The organism is Pedobacter lusitanus, assembly GCF_040026395.1.
In the GTDB taxonomy this organism is placed as follows: domain Bacteria; phylum Bacteroidota; class Bacteroidia; order Sphingobacteriales; family Sphingobacteriaceae; genus Pedobacter; species Pedobacter lusitanus.
On record NZ_CP157278.1, the window covers coordinates 283,791 to 301,379 of the forward strand.

General features: G+C 39.7%; 15 protein-coding genes. 7 read left to right on the forward strand and 8 right to left on the reverse strand.

Annotated features, from left to right (window positions below; genetic code table 11):
* Positions 1–154: 154 nt before the first annotated feature.
* Together PL_RS01325 and chrA are read left to right on the forward strand one after the other, a co-directional pair.
* On the forward strand, positions 155–454 hold the full coding sequence (locus PL_RS01325; RefSeq protein WP_316933287.1) for a tetratricopeptide repeat protein: 300 nt from the start codon (positions 155–157) through the stop codon (positions 452–454).
* Positions 455–462: 8 nt separating this feature from the next.
* On the forward strand, positions 463–1,662 hold the full coding sequence (gene chrA / locus PL_RS01330) for a chromate efflux transporter (RefSeq protein ID WP_041885081.1): 1,200 nt from the start codon (positions 463–465) through the stop codon (positions 1,660–1,662).
* 22 nt (positions 1,663–1,684) lie between these two features.
* Here chrA and dnaB read toward each other — a convergent pair whose 3' ends face one another.
* Complete coding sequence (gene dnaB, locus PL_RS01335; protein ID WP_041885078.1) at positions 1,685–3,259, reverse strand: replicative DNA helicase; 1,575 nt, start codon at positions 3,257–3,259, stop codon at positions 1,685–1,687.
* A 265-nt stretch (positions 3,260–3,524) separates the two neighbouring features.
* Between dnaB and rlmB the strand changes: the two genes are divergently transcribed.
* The gene (gene rlmB / locus PL_RS01340; protein ID WP_041885076.1) at positions 3,525–4,295 is read left to right on the forward strand and encodes a 23S rRNA (guanosine(2251)-2'-O)-methyltransferase RlmB; all 771 of its coding nucleotides are present in this window, start codon (positions 3,525–3,527) and stop codon (positions 4,293–4,295) included.
* 64 nt (positions 4,296–4,359) lie between these two features.
* Here rlmB and PL_RS01345 read toward each other — a convergent pair whose 3' ends face one another.
* A complete protein-coding gene (locus PL_RS01345) occupies positions 4,360–5,451 on the reverse strand; it encodes a mannose-1-phosphate guanylyltransferase (RefSeq protein ID WP_041885074.1) in 1,092 nt (363 codons plus the stop codon).
* Between the two features lie 12 nt (positions 5,452–5,463).
* The gene (locus PL_RS01350; protein ID WP_041885072.1) at positions 5,464–6,429 is read right to left on the reverse strand and encodes a KpsF/GutQ family sugar-phosphate isomerase; all 966 of its coding nucleotides are present in this window, start codon (positions 6,427–6,429) and stop codon (positions 5,464–5,466) included.
* Between the two features lie 88 nt (positions 6,430–6,517).
* Between PL_RS01350 and recQ the strand changes: the two genes are divergently transcribed.
* From recQ to PL_RS01365, 3 genes are all read left to right on the forward strand, one after another.
* Positions 6,518–8,707 (forward strand): DNA helicase RecQ, encoded by a 2,190-nt coding sequence (gene recQ / locus PL_RS01355; RefSeq protein ID WP_041885069.1) that lies wholly within the window; start codon positions 6,518–6,520, stop codon positions 8,705–8,707.
* A gap of 8 nt (positions 8,708–8,715) precedes the next feature.
* Positions 8,716–9,531, forward strand: a complete 816-nt coding sequence (gene kdsA / locus PL_RS01360; RefSeq protein ID WP_041885066.1) for a 3-deoxy-8-phosphooctulonate synthase — start codon at positions 8,716–8,718, stop codon at positions 9,529–9,531.
* Positions 9,532–9,602: 71 nt separating this feature from the next.
* Positions 9,603–10,679: a DUF6688 domain-containing protein gene (locus PL_RS01365; RefSeq protein ID WP_041885063.1), complete on the forward strand. Its 1,077-nt coding sequence runs from the start codon at positions 9,603–9,605 to the stop codon at positions 10,677–10,679.
* Positions 10,680–10,731: 52 nt separating this feature from the next.
* Here the strand turns inward: PL_RS01365 and PL_RS01370 are convergent, their stop codons facing one another.
* A complete protein-coding gene (locus PL_RS01370; protein WP_041885058.1) occupies positions 10,732–12,633 on the reverse strand; it encodes an OmpA family protein in 1,902 nt (633 codons plus the stop codon).
* A 189-nt stretch (positions 12,634–12,822) separates the two neighbouring features.
* A complete protein-coding gene (locus PL_RS01375; protein ID WP_041885057.1) occupies positions 12,823–13,446 on the reverse strand; it encodes a 7-carboxy-7-deazaguanine synthase QueE in 624 nt (207 codons plus the stop codon).
* Positions 13,447–13,544: 98 nt separating this feature from the next.
* Between PL_RS01375 and PL_RS01380 the strand changes: the two genes are divergently transcribed.
* A complete protein-coding gene (locus PL_RS01380; protein ID WP_041885056.1) occupies positions 13,545–13,886 on the forward strand; it encodes a Rieske (2Fe-2S) protein in 342 nt (113 codons plus the stop codon).
* Between the two features lie 228 nt (positions 13,887–14,114).
* On the opposite strand, the gene PL_RS01385 is transcribed toward PL_RS01380, so the two are convergent.
* Genes PL_RS01385 through PL_RS01395 form a run of 3 tightly spaced genes read right to left on the reverse strand, consistent with a single transcriptional unit; the run spans position 14,115 to position 17,585 of the window.
* On the reverse strand, positions 14,115–14,996 hold the full coding sequence (locus tag PL_RS01385) for a bifunctional 5,10-methylenetetrahydrofolate dehydrogenase/5,10-methenyltetrahydrofolate cyclohydrolase (RefSeq protein ID WP_041885053.1): 882 nt from the start codon (positions 14,994–14,996) through the stop codon (positions 14,115–14,117).
* A gap of 30 nt (positions 14,997–15,026) precedes the next feature.
* A complete protein-coding gene (lepA, locus tag PL_RS01390; RefSeq protein WP_041885050.1) occupies positions 15,027–16,814 on the reverse strand; it encodes a translation elongation factor 4 in 1,788 nt (595 codons plus the stop codon).
* Positions 16,815–16,844: 30 nt separating this feature from the next.
* The gene (locus PL_RS01395) at positions 16,845–17,585 is read right to left on the reverse strand and encodes a copper homeostasis protein CutC (RefSeq protein ID WP_041885049.1); all 741 of its coding nucleotides are present in this window, start codon (positions 17,583–17,585) and stop codon (positions 16,845–16,847) included.
* Between the last annotated feature and the right edge of the window lie 4 nt (positions 17,586–17,589).

A 17,589-nucleotide genomic window follows, 5' to 3' on the forward strand; every position in this document is an offset into this window, starting at 1 on the left:
GTTGTTTTTTAAATTGATGAAGCCTTTATATAATGTATTGCGTTTTTATCTTATTAAAATATAATGGTTTCAAAAAAATGTCTTTTTGCAAATCTAATTAAAAAAGCAGGGATTTAAAATGCAAAGTACCCGATTAAACAAGTTATTATCTTTTTTGGCAACAGAACCGAACGATCCATTTATCCTATATGCACTGGCAACGGAGTATAACTCCTTAAATGATACCGAACAAGCCTTTCATTATTATCATAAATTAATAGAGGATCATCCATCTTATGTTGGTACTTATTATCATTTAGGTAAATTGTATCAAAAGCACGGGCAAACAGATAAAGCGACAGAAATCTATCAGCTGGGTATGAAAAGGGCAAGAGAGAAGGGTGATGGGCATGCTTTTTCGGAGTTACAGGGTGCATATAATATGGCAGCCGGTCTGGATTATGAAGACGATTAACTGGCAGGATGGAAAAAAGACAGCTACTGTTCATTAAAGATGTTTTTCTTTTTACATTTACAGCATTTGGTGGTGCTCAGGCACATATATCACTTTTGTTAAAGTATTTCGTTAAACAAACTCATTATATCTCAGAAGAGGATTTACTTGAACTTAATGCATTGGCGCAAATTCTTCCGGGGCCGGCATCAACGCAGACACTGGTTGGAATTGCGCATAAAGTAGGTGGATTAAAACTGGCACTGATTACTTTTCTGATCTGGATTATTCCTTCGGCTGCAATCATGACCTTTGCTGCATTCAGTTTTGCGCAGCTGGATCATAAAGTACAGTTTACGCTGATTTTAAAATATATTCAACCAATTGCTCTGGGGATTGTAGCCTTTGGTGCCTACACACTATCAAGGAAAGTTCTGGTTACACAGACGGCAATTTTTTTGGCTATTTCTGCAGTAATTGTGACATTGGTATTAAGAAACGCCTATGTATTTCCTCTGGCCATTCTTGTTGGAGGTATGATTTCTTCTGCTTTAGAGTCTCCACGCGAAGAAAGTGAGATCCGCGTGAAGCTTTTTGCAAACGTTAATCCTAAAAAACTTGCCTATTTTTTTGGTGTAATGTTGTTTTTAGCAGCATTAGGAGCAATTATTAACCGGACATCTCCATTTAGTTTACCCATCAGACTTTTTGAAAACTTTTACAGGAACGGGATCTTTATTTTTGGCGGTGGGCAGGTATTGGTGCCACTGATGTTTACGGAATTCGTACAAATGAAGCATTACCTGGGATCTTCAGAGTTTTTATCAGGCTTTGCCATCCAGCAGGCTCTGCCAGGCCCGACATTTTCTTTTACAAGTTATGTGGGGGCTTTAAGTATGAAAAACTTTGGCTATGGAACTTTTGGGCAGATATTGGGAGGAATAGTAGGGGTGCTGGGGATTAATCTTCCCGGCTTGATTCTGGTCTTATTCATAGTTCCTTTCTGGGAAGATTTAAAGAAGATTACGAGAATCAAACATTCTTTGTCGGGAATTAATGCCGTCAGCGTAGGGTTTATCATTGCAGCATTTGTGCTGCTGATTAAACCTGTAGGATTTGATCTGATGTCAATCAGTCTTATTGTGGCTACTTTTCTGATTTTAAATTTTACAAGAATCAGTCCTCCGCTGATTGTTCTTGCAGGAATATTACTGGGTTACTTTATGTAACCCGGTAATAGCTGTCTTTTATCTAAAATGGTGCGTCATCATCAAAATCATCCATTCTTGAAGGTTTAATGATCACATTACCTGCAGGTCTGTCAAAGTCTGCTGAAGGTAGCATACCTGCGCCCGGATTATCCATAGAGAATGAATTTGGTGGCATGAAGTCTTCTTCAAGATCCGCAAATTTAACATACTTACCAATGAACCTAAGTGGCACGATACCAGTTTCACCATTCCTGTGTTTTGCGATAATTACCTCACCGACACCCGCCTGTGATCTTCCGCTTTCATCCTCTGTGATTCCGTAGTATTCAGGGCGGTAAAGGAATAATACCATATCCGCATCCTGCTCAATAGATCCTGATTCCCTCAAATCGGATAAGAGTGGTCTTTTACCATTTACTCCGGGTCTTGTCTCCACTGCACGACTCAGCTGCGAAAGTGCAAGAACCGGAACATTCAATTCTTTAGCTACCGATTTCAGGGCTCTTGAAATACTACCAATTTCCTGCTCACGGTTACCGCCGCCACTTTGTCCTTCTCCTTTACCATGCATCAATTGTAAATAATCGATGATGATCATCTGTATATCGTACTGAGATTTTAGTCTTCTGCATTTTGCTCTGAATTCAAAAATATTCAGGGCAGGAGTGTCATCAATTAAAAGAGGAGCTTCTGTCAGCGTGCCTATTTTACTATGGAGTTGCTGCCATTCCCATTCCGCTAAATTTCCTTTACGGATTTTTTCCTGTTCAATTTCTGTTTCTCCGGATATTAAACGATTCACTAACTGTACTGAGGACATCTCCAATGAGAATACCACTACCGGACGTTTAAATTCAACAGATGCATTTCTGGCGCAGGTTAGTACGAAAGCCGTTTTCCCCATTGCCGGACGTGCAGCAATAATAACTAAATCTGATGGCTGCCATCCGCCGGTAATTCTGTCCAGCGCTGTAAAACCGGAAGGAACACCTGTTAATCCGTCTGACTTTGTTCTGAGCTCCTCCAGGGTTGCCAGGGATTGTTTGATAATCTCATCCATTTTCTGGGTATCCCTGCGCAGGTTGTTCTGGGCAATATCAAAAAGCCCTTTCTCTGCGTGATCAAGCAAATCAAATATATCAGTTGTGTCTTCGTATGCGTTTTGAATAATATCAGATGAAATCCTGATCAGTTCACGCTGTATATATTTTTGTGAAATAATACGGGCATGATATTCAATGTTTGCTGCCGAGGCAACACGGTTGGTCAGGTTGGTGATATAATAAGCACCACCTACCATTTCCAGCGTACCCAGTGTTCTGAGTTCGGAGGTGACTGTAAGAATATCGACAGGTTTAGACTTTTGAAACAGAATAGCAATGGCTTCAAATATCTTTTTATGGGCCTCTGCGTAAAAAACTTCCGGCTTCAGAATATCAATAACGGTAGAAAGAGCATCTTTTTCCAGCATCAGTGCACCAAGCACTGCTTCTTCTAAATCTATAGCCTGGGGGGGTATTTTGCCCAAATTGCTGACTGGGGCTCCGACTCTGTTTTTTCTGGAAGAGGTAAAGTTCTGCCTGTCCTGACCTTGTGTTCCGTTATCCGTATTCATAGCCCCAAAAATAGCGAAAAATTTACTCCTGTAAAGATTTCTTTATACACATTCTAACAGGATAAGATCATAGAATTTTGTACCGGTAAGAAAAAATATGTTATTTACTAACAAAGTTTTGTTGATAATTGGTTGTGAATCAGTAGAAAACGATGCTTAAATTTTTGCCGCTTTTTTCGGGTAGCAGGAGACAATATATGGTCGCTGGAAAAACGATTCCTCAATTCCCATTATTTCAGCTATTTTTGCGGGTAAATAAGAATAAATGGAAAACTTTAGAAGGTCACCCAGACCTAAAGAAAATAATGAATTTGTATTCGGTATACGTGCTGTAATTGAAGCAATTAAAGCCGGAAAAGATATAGAGAGTATATATATGCAGCGTGGTCTTACGGGAGAAATTATTCCTGAGCTTAAAGGTTTACTCAAAGGTACCGATATTCCCGTACACAACGTTCCTGTAGAAAAACTAAACAGAATGACACAGAAAAATCACCAGGGAGTGATTGCTGTAATTTCTGCTATTACATTTCAGAAAATTGAAGATATTATTCCTTTGATTTATGAAAAAGGAGAGGTTCCGCTAATCCTTATTCTCGATGGAATTACTGATGTAAGAAATATGGGGGCGATTGCCAGAACTGCAGCTTGTACAGGTGTACACGCAATTGTTGTACCAGCTAAAAATTCTGCTCAGATCAATGCTGATGCTATTAAAACTTCTGCAGGTGCATTATTTACCATTCCGGTTTGCCGTCAGCAGAATTTACATAAAACAGCACTTTTTCTTCAGGATTGTGGTTTGCAGATTGTTGCCTGTACTGAAAAGACAAATGATCTGATTTATGCACCGGACTACACTGCTCCAACTGCGATTGTAATGGGTGCGGAGGATGAAGGTATATCAAATGATATTATGCGCATGGCTAACCATTTAGCAAAGATTCCTATGTTTGGAGAGATCGGTTCGCTGAATGTTTCGGTGTCTACCGGCGTTATTTTGTATGAAGCCATCAGGCAACGCGGTAATAATTAAGCGCCGGTTTAAATTTATCTTCCGAATTTTAAACCAGCGCTTAAAAGCCTGTTAATTACAGGTTTTATATAAATTTCTGTCCAAAATTGGACTTTACATCTGCTACGATTTGTTTCACGCTCTGTTCTTCAGATCTGGGACAAATCAACAGTGTATTATTAGATTCCACTACAATATAATCATGCAGGCCCTGCAGAATAACCAGTTTGTCTTCAGGTACATTCACCATACAGTTTGATGAATTGAACATCATTACCTGTTCAGATGGGATAACTGCATTCCCGACATAATCTTTATCAGCCATATCATAAATAGATGCCCATGTTCCAAGATCTGACCATCCGAAATCGGTAGGCAGCACATAAACATTATCAGCCTTTTCCATAATGGCGAAATCTATGGAAATATTAGTGCATTGCAGATAAGCATTGCCAATAAAGGTTTTTTCTTCTTTTGTGTTGTATAAAGATGCACCTATATGAAAAATTTCATACATGTCAGGTAAATGCTTGCTGAATGCATCATTGATAGCTTTAGCTGACCAGATGAAGATACCGGCATTCCATAAGAAATCACCACTTTGCAGGAATGACTTGGCCAGTTCAAGATTAGGTTTCTCGGTGAAGATTTTCACTTTGTTAATCTGTGGGTCAGTCGGTAAGGTTGTCTCTACATATTGGATATAGCCGTAGCCCGTGTCAGGGCGGCTGGGTTTGATCCCCAGGGTGATCAGGCAGTTGTTTTCCCTGGCCGCGTCTAAAGATTGCTCTATGGCGGCTATAAATGCGTCCAGATTTGATATCGTATGATCTGATGGCGCGACAACAATGGTCGCATCCGGATTGATTTCTGTGATCTTCATTGAGCCATAAGCGATACAGGGTGCTGTATTACGCATGATCGGTTCTGCAAGAATCTGGTTTTCTTCAATATCAGGCAACTGTGTTCTAACCAGGTCAACATAGATTTCGTTGGTAACAATAAATATATTTTCTGGTGGGCATATTTTTAAAAAACGGTCGTATGTGCTCTGTATTAGTGTTTTTCCTACACCAAAAAAGTCTATAAACTGTTTTGGGTGTTCAACTCTGCTTACGGGCCAAAAACGACTGCCAACGCCACCGGCCATGATTAGGGCGTAATTATTTTTGTTCATATTAGGATTAAACTATAATAAACCTTCATGAAGAAGGTCGTGCAAATGTACGATACCAAAATAATCATTGGCATCGGTGACTAATAATTGTGTAATATTGGATTGTCTGATCAGCTCGAATGCAGTCACTGCTAAAGTATCTTTATCTATCATTTTTGGTTTGCTGTTCATAATGTCCTTTGCTGTCAGATCTGCAAGATCTGAATATTTTTCCAGCATTCTTCTGATATCTCCATCGGTAATGATACCCATAATTTTGCTATCATCAACAACAACTACAGCACCTAAACGGTTTTTACTAATTGCAATTATCACATCTTTGACAGAAGCACCGGACCGGATACTCGGTTTGGCATTTCGTTCTGCGAGATCAGAAACTTTAAGATACAATTTTTTTCCCAAAGATCCGCCAGGATGAAAACGTGCAAAATCCTGAGCACTGAATTCTCTTGCCAGAAGCAGACTGACAGCAAGTGCATCCCCCATGGCAAGCTGTGCCGTTGTACTGGTAGTTGGCGCCAGGTTATTTGGACAAGCTTCCTTTTCTACCGTTGTATTCAGGATGAGATCTGCCTGTTTGGCAAGCTCTGATTCCAGTTGACCAACCATGGCAACAAGCAATGCTCCGCACTGTTTTAGCAGGGGTGCAAGTACTTTGATTTCGGGTGTATTTCCGCTCTTGGAAATACAGATTACGATGTCCGTTTTCTGTATCATTCCGAGGTCTCCGTGAACTGCATCTGAGGCATGCATATAACTTGAAGGAGTACCTGTAGAATTGAAAGTGGCAACGATTTTCTGCGCAATAATGGCGCTTTTGCCGATTCCAGTGACAATTACGCGGCCGTTTCCGGCGATAATTCGCTCTACAATCACGGCAAAATCATCATTTATGTGATTTATGAGTCCAAGTATCGCCTGTGCTTCCGCTTGTAAAGTGTTGATCCCCGCTGTGATAATAGATTTTTTACTTTTCAAAGAGAAATATTTAGTATATTGATGCTTTAATTGTTGCAAAATTATGTTATTTTGAATCAAAAATAGCACTGAATATTTTATACACAAAATGGATGTGAAAAAGTCGTTGTTTGACAACTTACAAACCTTTTTTGGTTTCGACAATTTTAAGGGGGATCAGGAATCAATTATTACCAATGTTCTTGAGCGGAAAAACACCTTTGTAATTATGCCTACAGGTGGGGGGAAATCCATCTGTTATCAATTACCGGCTCTAATGTCAGAGGGTACTGCCATAGTGATATCACCGCTTATTGCGCTGATGAAAAATCAGGTGGATCAACTGAGAGCTTTTGGTGGAAGTGACAGTATTGCACACTTCCTGAATTCTTCTTTAAACAAGTCGGAAATTGCCCAGGTAAAAAGTGATTTGTTAAGTGGTCAGACTAAATTATTATACGTAGCACCAGAATCATTATCCAAAGTGGATAATATCGAATTTCTGAAGCTTATTACTATCTCTTTTGTTGCGGTTGATGAAGCTCATTGTATTTCAGAATGGGGACATGATTTTCGTCCGGAGTACCGGAGGATACGCCAGGTGATTAGCGGCCTGGGACCAGATATTCCAATTATTGCTTTAACAGCAACAGCAACACCTAAGGTACAGCAGGATATTATCAAGAACTTGCAGATGGCAGATGCCACGCTGTTTAAGTCTTCATTTAACAGACCCAACTTATTTTATGAGATACGCCCTAAAAGGGATGTGATCAAAGAGATGATCAGGTACATTAAATACAATACGGGTAAATCCGGTATTATTTACTGTCTGAGCAGAAAGAAAGTAGAGGAGGTTGCAGAAGCGTTAAACCTGAATGGAATCAAGGCTTTGCCTTATCACGCAGGTTTAGAACCCAAAGTCAGAGCAGAAACACAGGACAAGTTCCTGATGGAAGATGTTGAAGTCATTGTTGCTACCATAGCCTTCGGGATGGGTATCGATAAACCAGATGTCCGTTTTGTAATACATCATGATATTCCTAAAAGCATGGAAGGCTACTATCAGGAAACGGGTAGAGCAGGTCGTGATGGCGGAGAAGGTGTCTGTATTGCATTTTATGCACAGAAGGATGTCGATAAGCTGGCCAAATTCATGAAAGACAAGCCGGTGGCTGAGCGTGAAATTGGTACGCAGATTCTTAAGGAGGTGATTGATTATGCCGAATCAGGTGTATGTCGCAGAAAACAGATACTGCATTATTTTGGTGAAAACTTTAATGAGACCGGTTGTAACTGTATGTGTGACAACTGTAAAAAGCCTAAAACGTATTTTGAAGCAGAAGAGCCGCTTAAAGTTGCGCTTACGCTGATTAAAAATATAGGAGAAAAGTTTGATGATGCCCATATCCTCTGCGTATTACTGGGGATGGAAACTGCACAGACTATCGCCTATGAGCACAGTAAACTGCCTGAGTTTGGCCTGGGTAAGGTAGAGGGTGAGAATCTTTGGAAATCGCTTGTCAGACAGGCCGTACTTAATAACTTTTTATCAAAGGATATTGATAATTATGGTTTGTTAAGACTGACCAACTCAGGAAATGATTTCCTTAAAAACCCTTACAGTCTTAAGTTTATTCTGAATGTACCTATTGAAAGTGCGGCAGACGACGAAGAAGATGATGTAAAACATGGCAGCGGAACGCTGGATACGCAATTGTTGCAATTGCTGAAAGATCTGAGAAAAAAGATTGCCAAACAGAAAAATGTTCCTCCTTTTGTTGTTTTCCAGGACCCTTCTTTAGAAGAAATGTGTACGCATTATCCCATAGCGATGGATGAGCTGAAACAGATTTCCGGAGTTGGAAATGGTAAGGCTATGAAGTTTGGTACACCATTTATTGAACTGATCAAAAAATATGTGACAGACAATGATATTGAGCGGCCAATAGATTTGATTATTAAAACACAGGCTAATAAATCACAGTTAAAGGTTTCTATTATACAAAATGTAGACAGACAGATCGGACTGGAAGATATTGCTAAATCCAAAGGAATCACTTATAGTGAAATCCTGAAGGAAATCGAGGCAATTGTCAACTCCGGCACCAAATTGAATCTGAACTATTTTGTAGATGAGATGCTGGATGACGATCGTCAGGACGAAGTATTTGATTACTTCCGTGCAGCAGAGAATGATTCAATTGATGAAGCTTTGAAAGATTTGGGAGAGACGGATTATACGCGTGAAGAGATACAATTAATGAGAATCAAGTTCATGTCAGAACTTGGAAATTAAGCTTAAGCATGGTCAATTTTGAATTAGATAAATTAAAACATACTACTTCCGGCAATTTCTTTTTAATGGCCGGCCCTTGTGCAATCGAAGGTGAAGAAATCGCAATGCGAATTGCTGAAAAGATTGTAACCCTTACAGATCAACTGGAAATTCCCTTTATTTTTAAAGGATCGTACCGAAAAGCAAACCGCTCCAAAGGAGATTCTTTTACCGGTATTGGAGATGAAAAAGCCTTAAAGATCTTAGAGAAGGTTGGAAAGACTTTTGGTGTTCCAACTGTAACTGATATTCACGAAAGTGCTGAAGCTGCTATGGCTGCTGCCTATGTAGATGTATTGCAGATCCCTGCATTTTTATGCAGACAGACGGATCTGCTGATTGCTGCTGCGAAAACAGGAAAAGTAGTGAATGTGAAAAAAGGACAGTTTCTTTCTGCCGGATCAATGAAATTTGCAGTCGAAAAGATTTATGAGGCTGGAAATAAGAGGGTTGTGTTAACTGACAGAGGAAATACTTTTGGTTATCAGGACCTGATCGTTGACTATCGTGGTTTACCGGAAATGCAGTCATTTGGTGTACCTGTCGTGATGGATGTAACGCATTCTTTACAGCAGCCAAATCAGAGTTCGGGGGTAACCGGTGGTAAACCTCAGTTAATTGAAACTATTGCGAAGGCCGCAATTGCTGTTGGTGCCGATGGTTTATTTATTGAAACTCATCCTGATCCTGCACATGCTAAATCTGATGGTGCTAATATGCTGCATCTGGATTTACTGGAGCAGTTACTTGTGAAACTGATCAAAATCAGAAAAGCAGTGAGTTAAGACTCACTATTACTCATATTATAAAAGGCTGTGTCATAATTTTAATGAGCAGCCTTTTTTGTTTGTTGCCTATGAAATTTTCAGAAATAGTCGCACTGATCTTATTTTTTATCATACCGCCAATTATTGGCTTCCTGATCTATAAACAATTCAGAAGCTTTGTAAGTTTGAAGAGGGGAATTACTGAATATTTTATGATTAGCCTTGCGGGGTTTTCAGTACTGCTTTTTTTAGTTGGATTGTCAACTTATTCATCTGATTTTAATCTGGCTATTGACCCTGTCGATAATGGATATACGCCATTTGCTACAAAACACATGCTGACTTTGTTTCTTTTTTTTATGGTGGCCATATATGCTGTTATTGTTCTCTGGCTGAAAGGAAGGGATCTGCCTCCGGTAATAGTGGTGCTAGCGCTTACGGTGATCACAATCGCTTTGATGATTAGCGTTGCTGTCATACTACAGGTTGTAGAAAATTCTGATGGAAATGTGGGTTGGTGTTTTGTGTTTCTGCCTCTTGCATATATCATTTCTGCTATCAGTCTGATTATCAGAATAACGAAAGAAGAAAGCCATCATGCCGTAAACAGAACTTACCGGAACAAAATATTAGGTTATCTTAACCGGCTGATGGCCGCTACACAATGGCAACCGGTTTGGGTAATTATATTACTAATCCCTGTATTTATTGTAATAACTGTAATTTTAATCCTGTGTGGCCAGGATTCACATGCGCTTACCAGGGTTTTTACTGAAACTACGGGCTGGCATTTTTCGCAAAAAGCACATCCTCCTTTTCTGGATCACCAGGGACATTATTTGTGTACAGTAGCTGCTTGTGGGAATCCTGACCTGGTAAAACCTATCCGGCTTGGTAACCGTCACGGACATCAGATCATTGTGAACAGACAGCTACAGATCGCGAATGCTTTTGAAGAATTAATACAGGATATTTCACCGGTTTTTCACCGCTACATAAGAAGATTGTACGATCAATATGGTTATCCATTGTCAAAACGGATTAATACACCTATGCGTTCAAATATCATATATCTGCTGATGAAGCCTGTAGAATGGTTTTTTGTCCTGGTTTTATATACCTGTGTCAAAAAACCGGAAATGAAAATTGCAAAACAATACACCTGAAATAATTAGAATCTCCGGTTATAGTGTTTAAATTTTGGCTTATTCCAGCCAGTTATATACCCGTAATAATAAATGATGTTCTGCGATTTTGCTGTCTGCCTGCTGCCTGCTCATTTGATGCAATAGGTTTTGTAGCTCCAAAGCCTTTGAAAGTTAACCGGTCCGGATTTACTTTGCTGGCAATCAGGTAATCATATACTGCTTTAGCCCGCTGTAAAGATAATTTCTGATTGGCATCTGCATTTCCTTCATTATCTGTATGTCCCTGAATCTCTATAGTCACAGAAGAATTAGCCTGCAATAACTGCAACAGATTTGTCAATTCTGTAAGCGACGGGGCTAACAGCTCAAATTTATTTGTGTCAAAAAAGATATTCTTCAGAACCATATTTGCACCTGGTTTGAGTTTTTCCAGTTCAATCTCCAGGATATAAGGTTGTGTGTTTTTTGCTTGTCCGGGTTCAAAATTGTCTGAGTAAAACAGATATCCATCAGCTACTGCATTAAAAGCATAGGTGCTGCCAAGGGGCATTACTGCCAGAAACTCTCCATTATCTCTGGATGTAAAGTCGTTAAATTTAGTTTCTTTCGTTTTTAGATTGACTACTTGCACTTTAGCCTCAAGGAAACCATGAGTTTCTTTGTCCCTGACTATCCCTTTAACATAGGTGATTGGTAGTGGTTTTGCAGCTTCAGGCAGTTTAAATCTGTATATATCCATATCGCCAAAACCACCTTGCAGTACAGAAGAAAAATATCCCTCTGTTCCATCAGGACTAACCATTAATCCGCTTTCTTCGTTGAACGTATTGATAGGGTAACCGATATTCACTGGTTTGCCCCATTTTCCACCGGTCTGCATGCGGCTGTAAAAGATATCCATACTTCCCATACCAGGCCATCCGTTAGAGGAGAAGTATAAGGTTTTTCCATCCGGATGTACAAATGGGGTATTTTCATCATATATCGTATTAATTTCCGGACCCAGATTTTCCGGCTTGCTCCATTCACCCTCACTATTTAATGTGGTTTTCCAGATGTCGTATCCACCGATTCCTCCAGGACGGTTACTTACAAAATATAGTGTATTCCCATCCGGGCTTACAGCTGGCTGGGAATCCCATGAAGAAGAATTGACCGTTGCACCTAAATTAAATGGAGCCTCCCAGTTATTTCCGCTTTTATGACTCACATACAGATCGCAGCTTCCTAAGCCATCAGGGCGATTACATCCTGTGAAAAAAAGATACATACCATCCGGAGAAATAGATTGTGCACCTTCATTAAACCGCGTATTGATCTGATCACTCAGTGGTATGGCAGTTTTCCATTCTTTGTTTACTTTACGGGAAATATAAAAATCTTCATTTCCATCTGTGGTACGGCTAAAAATAAGTGTTGATCCATCAGCTGTCAGCGTAGGTAAATATTCTCTGTCTTTTGTATTGATGGCTGCTCCCAGATTAACAGGATCATATTTTTCCGGTTTTTTTATAGCGATGACAGCAAAATCACAATCCATGATATATTTACCGGCTTTTAGTATCATTTGCTGTTCTTTACCTTTGTAAAGTTCTTTGAATATGGCAAAATGTTTACCTGCACTGGCATATTCACCACTATTTAATTCTGCCTCACCCAGTGAATAATAGACTCTCGGAGCTACCGGAATAATTGTAATATCAATGGCTTTCTGATAGTTTAACCTGGCTTTTTCAAAAGACCTTTTTAATTTGTAAATATCTGCCAGCTGAGTAAAAGCAAATTGAAATGATGGATCTGCAGCAACCGCATCTTCCAGTTGTTTAGCTGCTGCATCATAATCTTTTGCAAGCAGGGACTTTTGTGCATAATCAAAATTCTGCTGTGCTTTTTTTATGGGAGATTCCTGTGCCAGGATAAAATCACTGCATAGGAACAACAGATAGAAAATTACAGGTATAGTCTTTTTCATGTTTTTCTCATTAGATCAGGCAGAATTACTGTTTAATTTTTAGTTGAAACAGCTTTTGATGTTACAGGATAAACTTAATAAAAAAACAGCAATACCTTTTGAAGATCTGCATAGCTTTTTATCTAAAAGATACGGATGCTCAAAAGGTATTACTGTTTGTTTAAAGGACAGGTCTTGTCAATTAACCGATTAAGGAATATTTAAATATTTATGTGTTTGTAATGAAATTTCCCATTTCGGGTTAGCCATTACATAATCTATAATCATAGGCGTAATTTCTTTGGATTTTGACCACTCAGGCTGAAGATAAAGTTTACAGGTAGGAGATACCGTTTCTGCATATTTTTCTGCCCACTCAAAATCACTTTTATTAAAGACAATTACCTTTAATTCATTAGCGAAAGGGGTAATGTCCGGACGTGGAGCTTTGAATTTTTTTGGAGACAGACAAATCCAGTCCCAGCTGCCGGACAGGGGATAAGCACCGGAAGTTTCAATAAAAGTCAGGATGTTTTTCTCCTGAAGTTTTTTTGTCAGGTAATCCATGTTGTAGATCAATGGTTCTCCACCAGTGATGACTACGGCCTTACCAGGAAAGGTGTCTGCTTTTTCTGCAATATCATCAGCTGAAGTCAGCGGGTGAAGTTCAGCATCCCAGCTTTCCTTCACATCACACCAGTGACAACCCACATCGCAACCTCCAAGACGAATAAAATAGGCAGCTTTGCCTGTGTTAAAACCTTCACCCTGAATAGTGTAAAATTCTTCCATTAATGGAAGCAATGTGCCGTCTGCTGGAATATTATGTGCCATATATCAAAAGGCAAAGTTAAATAAATATGCATGGAAAATGGGAATATATGTATATTGACCATATTTAAATGACTAATCTATGAATAAGCAGAGCATCAATGGCTGAATTACGCTGGTATAAAATTGATGTGGAAATTCCCGAAGGGGATTTTGTCAGGCAGTTAAACATTGCCGGTAAAAAATTATGCCTGCTCAGACATCAGGATCAGATTCATCTGGTACAAAATACTTGTCCTCATGCCGGTGGTATACTAAGTGGAGGATGGTGCGAAAAAGGAAAACTTATTTGCCCTATTCACCGCTATGCCTATGATTTAGTTAGCGGAAGAGGAGCAGAGGGGCAGGGCGATTATATCAATATCTATCCGGTACGTCAGGAAGCAGATGGTTTTTATGCCGGATTTAAACAAAGTTTGTTCAGCCGTTTCTTTAAAAAATAATCTTCAGATATTGTTATTCCGGGATCCTGACAGGGAGGCTGGTTCAGGCTGGATAAAAGTTTGGTGTTGAAAGACCTGTAATAACCCGCGTGAGCAGAGTTAATAAAAAATATGGCTGAATAATTAATTGCGATACAAATTAATTATTCAGCCATTTAAGCTGTAAATCATCAGTTTATTTCAGGATAACACCTGCTAAATATCCTGATAAACAGAATTATCTTATTTTTAAGGATAGATTTCTTTTTTAGCTGAGGCCAGAGTGTTTTTAAGTAAACCAACGATAGTCATCAGGCCAACTCCACCAGGTACCGGTGTGATCCATGAAGCTAATGGAGCTACATGTTCGAAATCAACATCACCATATAATTTATAACCTGATTTTGTTGTTTCCGATACTTCTCTATTAATACCTACATCAATAATGATCGCACCTGGTTTCACCATATCTGCAGTAACAAAATTCTTTTTCCCTATAGCGGCAATAATAATATCTGCCTGTAAAGCAATTTCTTTCAGATTGGCAGTTTTACTGTGTGTCAGTGTCACTGTACAATTTCCTGGATTTGCGTTACGTGCCATTAGAATACTCATCGGGCTGCCAACAATATTGCTACGTCCGACAACTACACAATGTTTACCTGCAGTATCAATTCCATAAGCTTTAAGTAATAACAGGATACCATAAGGAGTAGCAGGGATAAAACAAGGCAGGTTACGCATCATACGTCCCAGGTTTACCGGGTGGAAGCCGTCTACATCTTTACGGTGGTCGATTGCTTCGGTTACTTTCTCCGGATCTATATGGTTTGGAAGCGGAAGCTGAACAATCAGTCCATCTATACCTGCATCACTGTTAATCTCACGAATCTTTTCAAGCAACTCTTCTTCAGTTACATCTGTATTATATCTGATCAGTGAAGATTGAAAGCCCACTTTTTCGCAGTTTTTCATCTTACTGGCCACATAAGTTTCACTTCCGCCATCATTACCTACCAGTATGGCTAATAAATGAGGTTTACGTCCGCTTTGTGCTAAAAAATCTGCCGCTTCTGCCGCTATTTCTAATTTAATCTTTTCTGATGCGAATTTTCCGTCCAGTAACTGCATATCAAACGCTATATTTTGTAGGTTATACGATTAGTCTAATTTCAATACGGCCATAAATGCAGTCTGTGGAATTTCCACGTTACCTACCTGGCGCATACGTTTCTTACCTTTTTTCTGTTTTTCAAGCAATTTACGTTTACGTGAAATATCACCACCATAACATTTTGCGGTTACATCTTTACGTAAAGCTTTTACAGTTTCTCTGGCGATAATTTTAGCACCAATAGAGGCCTGAACAATAATCTCAAATTGCTGACGGGGAATTAACTCTCTTAATTTTTCACAGATTCTCTTTCCGAAATCGTAAGAATTACTACGGTGAATTAAGGAAGATAATGCATCAACAGGTTCTGAATTTAACAGAATATCCAATCTGACAAGGTCAGATTTACGGTAACCAATCTGATGATAATCAAAAGAAGCATATCCTTTGGAAATTGTTTTCAGACGGTCATAGAAATCAAATACGATCTCTCCCATAGGAATCTCAAAAACAAGTTCCACACGGTCTGATGTCAGATACGACTGGTTGGCAATAATCCCTCTTTTCTGAATACAAAGTGACATTACAGGTCCTACAAACTCAGCCTTGGTAATGATATTTGCTTTGATATATGGTTCTTCCACATATTCCATTTTACTTGGGTCAGGAAGATCAGAAGGGTTATTTACAATAATTAAATCACCTTTGGTAGTCATTGCCTGGTAAGACACGTTGGGAACAGTAGTAATTACCGTCATGTCAAACTCACGCTCTAAACGCTCCTGGATAATCTCCATATGCAGCATGCCCAGGAATCCGCAACGGAAACCAAAACCTAATGCTGCTGATGATTCCGGTTCGAATACAATAGAAGCATCATTGAGCTGCAATTTGTGCATTGCCTCTCTTAATTCTTCAAACTCGTCTGTATCTACAGGATAAATACCCGCAAATACCATTGGTTTAACCTCTTCAAATCCTTTGATTGGTTCCAGACTCGGGCGATCTTTATGAGTAATCGTATCTCCAACTTTTACCTCTCTGGCTTCTTTAATACCAGAAATAATATACCCTACGTCACCAGTTTTAATGACGTCTTTCGGAGCCTGTTTCAGTTTTAAAGTACCAACTTCTTCAGCGATATATTCTTTACCGGTAGCTACGAACTTCACTTTATCGCCTTTACGGATTTCACCGTTAAGTACTTTGAAATAGGCAATAATCCCACGGAAAGAGTTAAATACAGAGTCGAAAATTAAAGCCTGTAACTCGCTTTGAGGATTTCCTACTGGTGCAGGTACACGCTCAACAATAGCCCGCAGGATATCATGAACACCCTGTCCGGTTTTTCCAGAGGCAGGAATGATTTCTTCTCTCTTACAACCAATCAGTTCAATGATCTGATCTTTGACTTCTTCAGGCATAGCACCAGGTAAGTCCATTTTATTTAAAATAGGGATGATCTCAAGATCATGCTCGAGTGCTAAATAAAGATTGGAGATAGTTTGTGCCTGTATACCTTGTGAAGCATCTACAATCAGCAGCGCACCCTCGCAGGCAGCAATTGAGCGGGAAACTTCATAAGAAAAATCTACGTGTCCGGGAGTGTCAATTAAGTTTAATATATAAGGCTGTCCATCCTGGATATAATCCATCTGGATAGCATGACTTTTAATGGTAATACCACGTTCACGTTCCAAATCCATGTCATCCAGTAACTGAGCCTGTGACTCTCTCTGGGTGATTGTATTGGTGTATTCAAGTAAACGGTCGGCCAGGGTACTTTTACCATGGTCAATGTGTGCAATTATGCAAAAATTACGTATGTGCTTCATCAGTGCCGCAAATATAGAACATTAGCTTGATTATTCCGCACTGTTTGCCAGTTCAAGTAATTTTTTGACCAGTTCTGCATCTGTAAGTGCAGAACTATATTCATCTGCTTCATTCCCCATGTTTAATTCCTTATTTCTGAACAGCATTTTACTGCTGTGATTTTTCCTGGCGGATGCATGGAATACTTTTGCACCAGTCTGGCTGATCAGCTGGCCGATATTAGCAGTATTGACGCCGGCACCGGGCATGATAGCAATACGTTCGTCTGCCTGAATAATCAGTGCTGCAAGTCTGGCTGCGCCATCTGCCGCACTGGTTTTACCTCCGGAAGTCAGGACACGTACTATACCGAGCGAAATAAGGTCTTCGAGCGCTTCTTCCATATCTGCTACCATGTCAAAAGCCCGGTGGAAAGCAACCTGCATAGGCTTTGCCAGTGCTATGAGTTCGGCGCAGCGTTTTTTGTCTACCTGACCATCTGCGGTCAGTATACCTGTTACAATCCCGTCACAACCTAGTTCTTTACAGATTTTTATATCTTCCTTCATCAGCTCAAATTCCAGATCTGTATAAAGGAAATCTCCACCTCTGGGTCTGATAATAGGAAAGACTTCAATATGGAGCAGTTGTCTGGCCAGTTTAATTTCTGCATAACTCGGGGTAGTTCCTCCCTCTGTCAGACTTGCACACAATTCTACCCGTTTTGCACCTCCCTGCTGAGCTTCCAGTGCGGAACTTACAGAGTTGGCGCAAACTTCCATTTCAATCATAGCT